Origin of the sequence: Micromonospora sp. NPDC050417 (assembly GCF_044458865.1) — a bacterium.
In the GTDB taxonomy this organism is placed as follows: Bacteria; Actinomycetota; Actinomycetes; order Mycobacteriales; family Micromonosporaceae; genus Micromonospora_G.
On record NZ_JBITIH010000050.1, the window covers coordinates 1 to 11,236 of the forward strand.

6 protein-coding genes and 1 pseudogene are annotated in these 11,236 nt (G+C 69.0%); 1 reads left to right on the forward strand and 6 read right to left on the reverse strand.

The genetic code is table 11. The annotated features are described in order from the left end of the window. Positions 1 to 190: 190 nt before the first annotated feature. The 3 genes from ACIBF5_RS32335 to ACIBF5_RS32345 all read right to left on the reverse strand — a co-directional run bounded on the left by ACIBF5_RS32335 (position 191) and on the right by ACIBF5_RS32345 (position 3,314). Positions 191 to 982 (reverse strand): GntR family transcriptional regulator, encoded by a 792-nt coding sequence (locus tag ACIBF5_RS32335; RefSeq protein ID WP_396816692.1) that lies wholly within the window; start codon positions 980 to 982, stop codon positions 191 to 193. A 350-nt stretch (positions 983 to 1,332) separates the two neighbouring features. Beyond that, on the reverse strand, positions 1,333 to 2,370 hold the full coding sequence (locus tag ACIBF5_RS32340) for a methyltransferase (RefSeq protein ID WP_396816693.1): 1,038 nt from the start codon (positions 2,368 to 2,370) through the stop codon (positions 1,333 to 1,335). A 74-nt stretch (positions 2,371 to 2,444) separates the two neighbouring features. After that, positions 2,445 to 3,314, reverse strand: coding sequence for a PAC2 family protein (locus tag ACIBF5_RS32345; protein ID WP_396816694.1), 870 nt, complete (start codon positions 3,312 to 3,314; stop codon positions 2,445 to 2,447). A 364-nt stretch (positions 3,315 to 3,678) separates the two neighbouring features. Between ACIBF5_RS32345 and metH the strand changes: the two genes are divergently transcribed. Next, the gene (gene metH / locus ACIBF5_RS32350; protein WP_396816696.1) at positions 3,679 to 7,197 is read left to right on the forward strand and encodes a methionine synthase; all 3,519 of its coding nucleotides are present in this window, start codon (positions 3,679 to 3,681) and stop codon (positions 7,195 to 7,197) included. 1,136 nt (positions 7,198 to 8,333) lie between these two features. Here metH and ACIBF5_RS32355 read toward each other — a convergent pair. The 3 genes and pseudogenes from ACIBF5_RS32355 to ACIBF5_RS32365 all read right to left on the reverse strand — a co-directional run. Then, positions 8,334 to 9,286: pseudogene (locus ACIBF5_RS32355) on the reverse strand (IS110 family transposase); the annotation flags it as partial. A 114-nt stretch (positions 9,287 to 9,400) separates the two neighbouring features. Then, entirely contained in the window at positions 9,401 to 9,715 is a 315-nt protein-coding gene (locus tag ACIBF5_RS32360) for a transposase (RefSeq protein ID WP_396816695.1), read from the reverse strand. Then, positions 9,696 to 11,096, reverse strand: a complete 1,401-nt coding sequence (locus ACIBF5_RS32365; RefSeq protein ID WP_396816697.1) for an IS30 family transposase — start codon at positions 11,094 to 11,096, stop codon at positions 9,696 to 9,698. The genes ACIBF5_RS32360 and ACIBF5_RS32365 overlap by 20 nt, the downstream gene beginning before the upstream one ends. Between the last annotated feature and the right edge of the window lie 140 nt (positions 11,097 to 11,236).

An 11,236-nucleotide genomic window follows, 5' to 3' on the forward strand; every position in this document is an offset into this window, starting at 1 on the left:
CTCGGCTGGGACACCCCAGCCGAGCGCCTCGCTAAGCTCCTAACCGTCACCGACTAACCACCGTGTTGCAACGACCCCTGGAATCCGCCCGCTTTTTGTATAACAAGGGGCCCTTACTAACCCTGCGGAAGCCACGCGCGCCGCGTGGGCCTGGAGCCGGTCGGGGTCGGCCTCGGTGACAGCGCTGGGGTCAGCCGAGGACCAGGCCCGGGTCGGGATCCGCCTCCGCCGTCGGACCGGGGATGCGGTACTCCTCGGTCAGCGTGGTCATCGGTCCCGGCCACGTCGCCTGGGCCACCTCGATGGGCTTGTGCCGGTCGTCGTACGCGACGTGCAGCAGGTGCAGCACCGGGGTGTCCGGACGGATCTGGAGGATCTCGGCCTCCTCCCGACTGGGCTGGCGGGCGCTGATCGTGTCGGTCGCGGACCGGTAACCGCGTCCGATCGCCTCCTCCGCCTCCTGGTAGAGCGGGCGGCCGAACGCCTCCAGCCGCTCCAGGCTGGTGCCGGCGGCGTCGGCGACCCGGAACCAGGAGGCGCCTACCTCGACCGGAACCTCTTCGGTACGGACCAGATGGCGCCGTACCACCAGTTCGGTCCCGTCGCTCACGCCGAAGGCGTCGGCCACCTCCGGCGGCGCCGGTGCCCGGCCGACCTGGATCAGATGCTGGCGGTACCGGGCGGCGAGATCCGCGTGGTAGCCCCGGTGGCCGCCGTAACGCCCCCGGGAGAGCCGGTTGAGCCGACGCCGGGTGCCGCGTACGTAGGTGCCGGAGCCGGGCTTGGTGATCAGTACGCCCTCGACCCGGAGTTGGTCGATCGCCCGTTGCACGGTTTGCTTGGCCACCCCGAACATCTCCGCGATTCCCGGGATGGAGGGGAGTCGTTCGCCGGCCGCCCAGTCGCCCTGGCGGATCCGGGCGCGTAGCTGCTCGGCGATCTGCCGGTGCGGGAACTCGGCGGCCCCCGGGTTGATCTGCACCTACCGTCCTCCGTTTCGTGGTTCCTCTGCGCGCGCGGTGACGCACGCAGCCGGCGACGCCGTGTTCCCTCTGCCCCCCGCGCGGCGACGCCGTGTTCCCTCTGCCTCCGCGCGGCGACGCAGCCGGCGACGCCGTGGGTTGACGCCATCCAGAGACGCCGTACGGTGACCAGCACAACTAGGTTCCTAGGATGCCTTACGGGGTGTGGTCCGGCTCGACACGACACGCCGAGAGCCCCGCCCTCCGCGAAAGATGTACGCGTTCCCGCTACCCACCCACCGTGGCCGGCGGGTTCGAGCGTTAGGAGGGGGCCCTTCCTATACCGAAAGCGATAACAAGGGGCCCTTCCTTACACCGCGGCTTCGTGTGGTGAGGGTTTGCGGGCGAGGACGGCACCGTTGGCGCCGGGGGCGGTGAAGGCCACCGTGCGGATGTCGGTGAAGCCTGCCCGGTGCAACCACCGGCGGTACTCGGCGCCTGAGTAGTTCCGCCCGCCCTCGGTTTCGACCAGCATGTTCATCCCCATCAGGGCGGCCTCTGGTGGACCGGACCGGTCGTCGTCGAGCAGCAACTCGGAGATGATGATCGTGCCGCCGGGGGAGAGGGCGGCGAAGCACCTGGCCAGGATCAGTTCGTTCGTCGGCTCGTCCCAGTCGTGCAGGATCATGCTGAGCAGCACGGTGTCGTGCCCGTCGGGCAGGGTGGGGTCGGCGAGGAAGTTGCCGCTGACGGTCTCCACCGTGCTGGTCAACCCGGCTGCGGCGATCTTCGCGTCGGCCTGGGCGCAGACGTGCGGCAGGTCGAGCACGGTTGCCCGTAGGCCCGGGTTACGCCGGCAGAGTTCGATCGAGAAGGCGCCGGCGCCGCCACCGACGTCGAGCAGTCGGTGTTGCCCGCTGAGGTCGTACGCGTCGGCCAGGGCGCGGGCGGTGAAGATCGAGGTTGAGTACATCGCCTCCCAGAACAGGGCGAGCATCTCCGGGTCGTCATCGCCGAAGACGGTCTTCTTGGCCTGTGGGTCCCAGGTGAGCGGTTTGTCCGTACGCAGTGCCTCGCCGATCCGGTGCCAGGGCAGGTAGGTGCGCTCGTCGCAGTAGCGCACCTGCCCTCCGAAGTAGTACGGCTTCCCGGCTACCAGGAACTCCTCGGCGAGCGCGGAGTTGCGGTAACCGTCGTCGGTCCGCTCCAGCAGGCCGAGTGAGGCGCAGGCGGCCAGGAGCAGGTCGGCGGGGCGTTCGGCGAGGCCGAACTCGGTGGTCGCGGTCTGCACCGTGAGTACCCGTCCACCGGCGATCCGGGTGAACAGGCCGAGTTCGACCGCCGCCGCGAAGGTCTTGAAGCTCCAGAAACCGGTCACGAGCCCCATAAGCGGGGTAGGGGTGATCATCCAGACATGCGATCACCTGGATGGACCAGGTACGTGAATCTGTCAGTTATCCGACATGCGCCGGTGCGGTGCGGTCACCAGGAGCCTGCGGTCGGACCGGCGGAACCGCCCCGACGACGCAGATACTTCTCGAACTCCTGTGCGATCTCGTCACCGGTCAGCGGCTGGATCCCCGCGTCGCCGACCCGCTCCTCCAACTCCCGGACATAGTCGCCGAGTTCGGTGTCCTGCTCCGCCGCGGCGCGTACCCGCTGTTCCCACTCGGCCGCCTCCTCGGCCAGGTCGGCCATGGGCACCGGCAGGTCGAGCACTTCCTCGACCCGGTGCAGCAGCGCCAGCGTGGCCTTGGGGCAGGGCGGGTTGTTCGCGTAGTGCGGCACGTGCACCCAGAACGAGACCGCGTCGACCTCGGCCCGGCTACAGGCGTCGTGCAGCACACCGACGATGCCGGTCGGTCCGTCGTACCGGGTCGGGGTGAGCTGGTAACGCTCCGCCGCGTCCTTGTCCGACGCGCTGCCGCTGATCGGCAGCGGCCGGGTGTACGGGACGTCGGCGAGCAGGGCGCCGAGCAGCACGATCCGGTTGACCTCCAGGCTGTGGCAGAGTTCCAGCACCTGCTCGCAGAAGGTCCGCCAGCGCATGCTCGGTTCGATCCCCCGGATCAGCACCACGTCACGGTCGGTCCCCTCGGGGCTGGCCACCATGAACTTGGTGGTCGGCCACTCGACCCGGCGGGTTTCGCCGTCGGCCATCGTGATCGTCGGCCGGCTCACCTGGAAGTCGTAGAAGTCCTCCGGGTCCAGTTCGGCGACCTGACGGGCCTGCCAGACCTGCTCAAGGTGTTCCACCGCCGCGGTTGATGCGTCAGCGGCGTCGTTCCAGCCCTCGAAGGCCGCGATGGCCACCGGCGAACGCAGCGTGGGCAGGCCGTCGAACTCGGTCACGCGCGCACCTCGCCGTCACCGTCACCGCACCGCGCGGTGTCGAGCCCGATCACGCTGAACCGGTTGATCGTCTCCGCGCCGTGCCCGGTGGCGCTGTCCCTGATGTCCCTCACGTCCGTCAGCCTACGTCTCTGCTTGAGATCGGGCCCGCCGGCCGCGCCGACGTCCCGCGCTCAGCCGCCCGTCACGACCTGCGGTCCGACCAACCTCGGGCCGGGTCGGGCCCGCCGGGCCGCGATCACACCAGGTCGGACACGACGGTACGGACGGTACGAACGCGACGCGGATCACACTATCCGGGAGTGTGGGCTGTGCAACCGTCGTTCGGCCCGCCGCGCATTAGCCTGGACGGGTGCCTCAGTCGCTGCTCGAAGCCCTTGCCACCCGGATCCTCGTCGCCGACGGGGCGATGGGGACGATGCTGCAGGCCGCCGACCTGAACCTGGACGACTTCGAGGGCTACGAGGGGTGCAACGAGGTCCTGAACGTCACCCGGCCGGAGGTGGTCCGGTCGGTTCACGACGCCTACTTCGCGGCCGGTGCCGACTGTGTCGAGACCAACACCTTCGGCACCAACCTCGGCAACCTCGGTGAGTACGACATCCAGCACCGGATCCTGGAACTGGCGCAGGCGGGGGCGAGGATCGCCCGGGACTCCGCCGACCAGTGGGCGACGCCGGAGAAGCTGCGATTCGTGCTCGGCTCGATCGGCCCCGGCACCAAGCTCCCGACCCTCGGCCACAGCCGGTACGACACGTTGCGGCAGGCGTACCTGGAGAACGCCACCGGGCTGCTCACCGGCGGGGTCGACGCGTTGATCATCGAGACCTGTCAGGACCTGCTCCAGGTCAAGTCCGCTGTGGTCGGCGCCCGGCGGGCGATGGCCGAGGCCGGCCGTACGGTGCCGTTGATCTGCCACGTCACGGTCGAGACCACCGGGACCATGCTCCTCGGCAGCGAGATCGGTGCCGCCCTGACCGCCCTCGAACCGCTCGGCATCGACCTGATCGGCCTCAACTGCGCCACCGGGCCGGCGGAGATGAGCGAGCACCTGCGCTACCTCTCCCAGCACGCCCGGGTGCCGTTGTCGGTGATGCCGAACGCCGGGCTGCCGCAGCTCACCGCCGACGGCGCCTACTATCCGTTGACCCCGGACGAGTTGGCCGAGGCACTGGAGCGGTTCGTCGCCGAGTACAGCGTGGCCCTGGTCGGCGGCTGCTGCGGCACCACCCCCGAGCACATCCGCAAGGTCGCCGAACGGCTCGGCGACGCGAGCCCGGTGTCGCGGGAGCCGAGTCCGGAGGCCGGGGTCGCCTCGATCTACCACCATGTGCCGTTCGCCCAGGACGCCAGCGTGCTGATGGTGGGGGAGCGGACCAACGCCAACGGCTCGAAGGCGTTCCGCGAGGCGATGCTCGCCGGTGACTGGCAGGCGTGCGTGGAGATCGCCCGCAGCCAGGCCCGGGACGGGTCGCACCTGCTCGACCTCTGCGTCGACTACGTGGGCCGCGACGGCGCGGAGGACATGCGTCAGCTCGCCAGCCGCTTCGCCACCGCCTCCACTTTGCCGATCATGCTCGACTCGACCGAGCCGCAGGTGATCGAGGCCGGGCTGGAGATGCTCGGCGGCCGGTGCGTGGTCAACTCGGTGAACTTCGAGGACGGCGACGGACCCGAGTCGCGGTACGCCCGGATCATGCCCATCGTGAAGGAACACGGTGCGGCGGTGGTCGCGCTCACCATCGACGAGGAGGGTCAGGCCCGGACCGCAGAGTGGAAGGTACGCGTCGCCTCCCGGCTGATCGACGACCTCACCGGCCGGTGGGGGTTGAACGTCGGCGACATCATGGTCGACGCGCTCACCTTCCCGATCGCCACCGGGCAGGAGGAGACCCGCCGCGACGGCATCGAGACCATCAACGCGATCCGGGAGATCGCCGCCCGCTACCCCGGGGTCAACTTCACCCTGGGCGTCTCGAACGTCTCCTTCGGACTCAACCCGGCCGCCCGCCAGGTGCTCAACTCGGTCTTCCTGCACGAGTGCGTACAGGCCGGCCTGACCAGCGCCATCGTCCACGCCAGCAAGATCCTGCCGATGGCGAAGATTCCCGAGGAGCAGCGCGAGGTCGCGCTCGATCTGGTCTACGACCGGCGTCGCCCGGCCACCGGGGACCAGCCGGCGTACGACCCGGTGCAGCGCTTCATCGAGATCTTCGAAGGTGTCGACGCCGCCTCGGCACGCGCCACCCGGGCGGAGGAACTTGCCGGGTTGCCGCTCGGTGAGCGGCTCAAGCGCCGGATCGTCGACGGCGAGCGCAACGGCCTGGAGGCCGACCTGGACGAGGCGCTGACCGAACGCCCCGCCCTTGAGATCATCAACGACACCCTGCTCGACGGGATGAAGGTCGTCGGCGAACTCTTCGGCTCCGGCCAGATGCAGTTGCCGTTCGTCCTCCAGTCGGCCGAGGTGATGAAGACCGCGGTCGCCTACCTGGAACCGCACATGGAGAAGGCCGACGACGGCGGCAAGGGCCGGATCGTGCTCGCCACGGTCAAGGGCGACGTGCACGACATCGGCAAGAACCTGGTCGACATCATCCTGTCCAACAACGGCTACGAGGTTGTCAACATCGGCATCAAGCAGCCAATCACCGCGATCCTCGACGCCGCCGAGCAACACAGGGCCGACGCCATCGGCATGTCCGGCCTGCTGGTCAAGAGCACCGTCATCATGAAGGAGAACCTCCAGGAGATGGCGGCGCGCGGGGTCGCGCAGCGGTGGCCGGTGCTGCTCGGCGGGGCCGCGCTGACCCGGGCCTACGTCGAGGACGATCTCCGTTCGACGTACGAGGGGCAGGTCCACTATGCCCGCGACGCGTTCGAGGGCCTGTCCCTGATGGACCGGGTGATGGTAGCCAAGCGTGGCGGCGCGGCCGTGGTCGATCCGGAGCGGGAAGCTGCCCTGGCGGCCCGGCGGGCACGCCGCGAGCGGCAGCGGGCGATGGTCACCGACGCGCTGCCGGACATCTTCGACTCCTCGGTCCGCTCCGACGTCGCCACCGATGTCGAGGTGCCGAAGCCGCCGTTCTTCGGCACCCGCGTGATCAAGGGGGTGCCGCTGGCCGACTACTCGGCGCTGCTCGACGAGCGGGCAACCTTCGTCGGCCAGTGGGGGCTGCGTGGTGCCCGGGGCGGCAACGGACCGTCGTACGAGGAACTGGTCGAGACCGAGGGACGGCCGAGGCTGCGCTACTGGCTGGACCGCCTGATCGCCGACAAGGTCGTCGAGGCGGCTGTGGTGTACGGCTACTTCCCGGCGTACTCCGAGGGCAACGACCTGGTGGTGCTGGACGAGAACGGGCACACCGAACGGGCCCGGTTCACCTTCCCCCGGCAGCGGCAGGAGCGGCGGCTCTGCCTGGCCGACTTCTTCAAGCCCAAGGGCCAGGAACTGGACGTGGTGGCGCTGCAACTGGTCACCGTCGGCCAGCCGATCAGTGAGTACACCGCGAAGATGTTCGCCCGCAACGAGTACCGGGACTACCTTGAGGTGCACGGACTCTCCGTACAGCTCACCGAGGCCCTCGCCGAATACTGGCACCGTCGCGTCCGCGCCGAGCTGGTCCTGCCCGGTGGCGGTACGGTCGGCAGCTCCGACCCGACCGACCTGACCGGTCTGCTGCACAACGACTACCGGGGCTGCCGGTACGCGCTCGGTTACACCGCCTGCCCCGACCTTGAGGACCGGGCGAAGATCGTCGACCTGCTCGGAGCCGACCGGATCGGCGTACGCCTCTCCGAGGAGTTCCAGCTCGAACCGGAGCAGGCCACCGACGCGATCGTCGTCCACCACCCCGACGCGAACTACTTCAACGCCAAGTAGTCGACGTACCCGTCCTGACCGTGCCGCAACGCCCCACTCGTGCTCAGGTAGGCCGGCTGCCGGCAACGCTGTGAGAACTTTCTGTACGTCTTCAAGGCGGCCCGAAACGGGCCGCTCGCGCTGCAGCCTGGGCGCGTGCCGTCCGATGCCGTGCTGCTCTGCGGCCGGCACGCCGAACGCCCGGCGGCTGGCGCGGAGAGCGGAAACCCAAGGGGCCGCCGGAGACGAGAGCGCCGGAAGTGGGAGTTGTTGACGGGCCGGGCAGCCAGCCGGGCCGAGGCAAGAGCGGCGCGGCGTGCTCGACGCACGCCGCGCCGTTGGCGAGCTGCCGGGGGAGTGCAGGGTTGCGGTTACTGCGCCTTCGGCGGGGATCCCCCGGGCTGCCGGTGAGGCCAGCGCCGCCGGCCGCCGCCGGGTCCGGGGGTGGTAGAGGTGGGGAGGCATCCCGCCCACCGTCGCCCCGGATGGAGCCGAGCAGACCACCACCCGAGGCGCCAGCATCCGTACGGGCGTCGAGGCCCGCTTGTCATGGCGCCCCGGGAGCCGGCCTGCTCCACGGAGTGCGGGTCAACGGCGGACGGGATGGCGAGGCGTGCGTCGTGGCGAAGGTGTCGCTCCTTGCAACCAGTCGTTGGTGGGCTTGTGGCATGCTCTGCCGATCTTTGTCCAGCCGCTGCTGGCCGCCCTGGTAGCTCCGTACGGCGTCGAATGGGGTATATATGTCGGAGTTGGGTAACGCCTCGGGATCGAGGACTCGTCTTGGTTGGTGGCCGCTGATCGGTGGCATTGGCCTGGCCATGTTTGGCCATGTTTGGCCATGTTTGGCCATGTGCTGGCCATCGCCGCCCTGAAGATCCCTCTCGAAAAGTATGGTGCCAGCAGTCCCGATGAGGACCTGGACGCTGGTGGCCGATTCGCCGCGATTTACTCCGTAGTGTTTATGTACGGCTTCGTGCACCTGCTCCTGCTGGACGCAGGCGCTACCTTCATCTCGTCCAGGTACGGCGGTCGACGCTTCAAGCGAGGGCTGCTTACTGGTTGGGCCGGCGGATGGGCGCTGCTTTTTGGCACTGTTGTTGTCTTCGTTGTTCGTGGTGGGTCATAGAGCGCCTTGCTAGCCGCCCGCAGGCGGAGTGACTGCCGGGTCGGCGGGTCGCGGGCGCCAAGCCGGCGTAGGCGGCGAGGTGGCCTGGGCTGGCGACCGCGGTGCCGTCGCCGACTTCGAGGAGGATCCGGGCTCCGGTCCTGACCCCGATGCCGGGCATCGAGGTCAGGACCGAGGCGAGAGGGTGCGCATCGAGCATCCCTTCGACTTCGCCGGCGACCTGGTCGCGTTGTCGCAGCACGTCGCGCATCGTGTCGGCCAGGCGGGGCAGGATCGTCTCCGCGGCCGTGGAGCCGGGAACGGTGACGGTCTGCTCGTCCAGGGCGGCCAGGACAGCGTCGACCAGCCTTTCGCCCATGCGCGGTGCTCGGGCCACGACGATCGAGGTCAGCTTGCGGCGGCCGGCCTTGCGGAGCCCGGCTGGTCCGCCGCAGCGTGACAGCAACTCCAGCACGGCCGGGTGGGCGACCTTGGGGCCGAGGACTCGTTCGAGGCGGGGTGGACCTGGGTCAGCAGGCCTCGGATCCGGTTCGAGACACGGGTGGCTTCGCCGGCGAGGTCGTCGTCATAGCCGATCAGCATCTCCAGCTCGGCCTGGGTGTCGTCGCCGGTGTCGACCCGCCGCAGCGTGTGGGGCAGGGTGCGGGCGGCGTCGGCGATGACATAGGCGTCGCGGGCGTCGGTCTTCGCCGTGCCGGGGTGCAGGTCGGCGATGCGACGCATCGCCAGTCCGGGCAGGTGGGCCACCTGATGTCCGCAGGCCCGGGCCACCGCGACCGGCAGGGCGCCGATCGAGGCGGGCTGGTCCACGACCACGAGCAGCGTGCCGTGACGGGCGAGTTTGTCGAACAGGGCCCGCAGCCGGGCCTCGGTATTCGGCAGGGGGGCGTCGTGCAACCGGTTGCCGTCCGGCGCCAAACTGACCGCGTGATGATCACCCTTGCCGACGTCCAAGCCGAGAAACACCTGGTAATCGCCGTGCATCCGCCGCCTCCGTACCTCGTGCCTGATCTCGGCGTCGGACTCTCGGCAGCCACGTTACGAGGAGACCTACCCCAGTGATGTTCCCCGGGTTTCATGGAGTCGTCGTGGTTGGTCTCATGCCACGGACAGGGATATCGGTCGGACTCTTTCATACTCGTTTGGGCTGAGCATGCGGAGTGAGCTGTGGCGGCGTTGCCGGTTGTGGAAGATCTCGAGGTACTCGAAGATCGCGTTGGCGAGCTCGATGCGGGTGCGCCACCGCTGCCTGTCGAGGAGTTCGGTCTGCATGCGGCCCCAGAACGATTCCATCATGCCGTTGTCGTAGCAGTCGCCGATCGAGCCCATCGACGGTGCGAGGCCGGCGTCGTGGACCCTGCGGGTAAAGACCCAAGAGGTGTACTGGGCGGATTCAACCGGTCGTGGCAACACCGGGTTGTTGGAGCGAGTGTAGGTGTTCGTCGAGGGCTTCGGCTGGGGTCTTCCAGCCGAGGGTTTTCCGGGGTCGGCTGTTGAGGGCGTGTGCGACGGCGTTGATCTCGTCGGCGCTCCATCGGGACAGGTCGGTGCCTTTCGGGAAGTACTGCCGCAGCAGGCCGTTGGTGTTTTCGTTGGTGCCGCGTTGCCAGGGGCTGTGGGGGTCGGCGAAGAACACCGGGACGCCGGTCTCGACGGTGAAGCGTGCGTGCGCGGACAACTCCTTGCCGCGGTCCCAGGTCAGCGACCGGCATAGCTGCTCGGGCAGTTGAGTGATCGTCTCGGCGAGGGCTTTGCTCATCGTGATCGCCCCGTAGCCGGCGAGAGCGGGGCCGTTCTTCGTCCGCGGGATCACACCCCATCCGGCCTCACGAGGCAGGTGGATCAACATCGTGAACCTTGTCGTCCTCTCGACCAGTGTCCCGATCGCGGAGCGCCGCAACCCGATGATCAGGTCCCCTTCCCAGTGCCCGGGGACGGCGCGGTCCGCGACCTCGGAAGGCCGTTGACTGATCAGCGTGTCGCCGGTGACGTGCGCCCACGCGCGTTGCTTCGCGCGGGCTCGCGGGACACGAAGCGCCCGACCGGTCCGCAAGCAGGCGACGAGTTCGCGCGTGAGGGCGCCACGGCTCTGAACATAGAGCGCCTGGTAGATCGCCTCATGGCTGATCCGCATGGACTCATCCTGCGGGAACTCCTCCCTGAGCCTGCGAGAAATCTGCTCCGGGCTCCATGCGATCGTCCATGCCCGATCGGCCCTGTGGGGTTTGTTGCGGCCCTTCCACCGCGGGCCCTGCGGGCCGGTGACCGCTCGGCCATCCGCTGTCCGGATTACACCCGCAAGTCGTTGCTGCACGTACTCCCGCAGCCGCTCATTGGCCAGCAGCTTCGCGGTCTTCGGCCGGCGCGCTCGACGTTCCGCGTGCCACTGCGCGGTCGACGCCTTGTAATCCAACCGGTACGTCCTGGTCGAGGCGTTGCGCCGCAACTCCCACGAGATCGTCGACGGGTCCCGGCCCAGCTGGCGTGCGATCGCACGAACGCCCATGCCCTGCGCTCGCCGCAGAGCGATGTCCTCGCGTTCGCTGAACGACAGATAGCGACCCGACACCGTCGGCGGCAACGCAGGATTCACGCCGCCAGCGTGCCGGAACCACCGGAACGCCACCGGTGACGACACACCCGCCACCACGGCCGCGTCCTCGGTCATCACACCGGACCGGACCGCGGCCCAGAACTTCACCCTGTCCTCACGCCACGCCACAGTCGGTCGACCCGGCGAGGGAATCTGACCCCGATACTCCCGAACCCGCCTCTGCCCCGGCCCAACACCCATCGCTCCACCCCTCCGACAAGGTGTTGCCACGACCGGTTGAATCCGCCCTGGACCCCGTGATCCGAGTGGATGATCGTGCCCGGCTGCGGTTGGCGGTTGCTGATCGCCATGCCCAACGCGTTGGTGACCAGGGTGGCGGT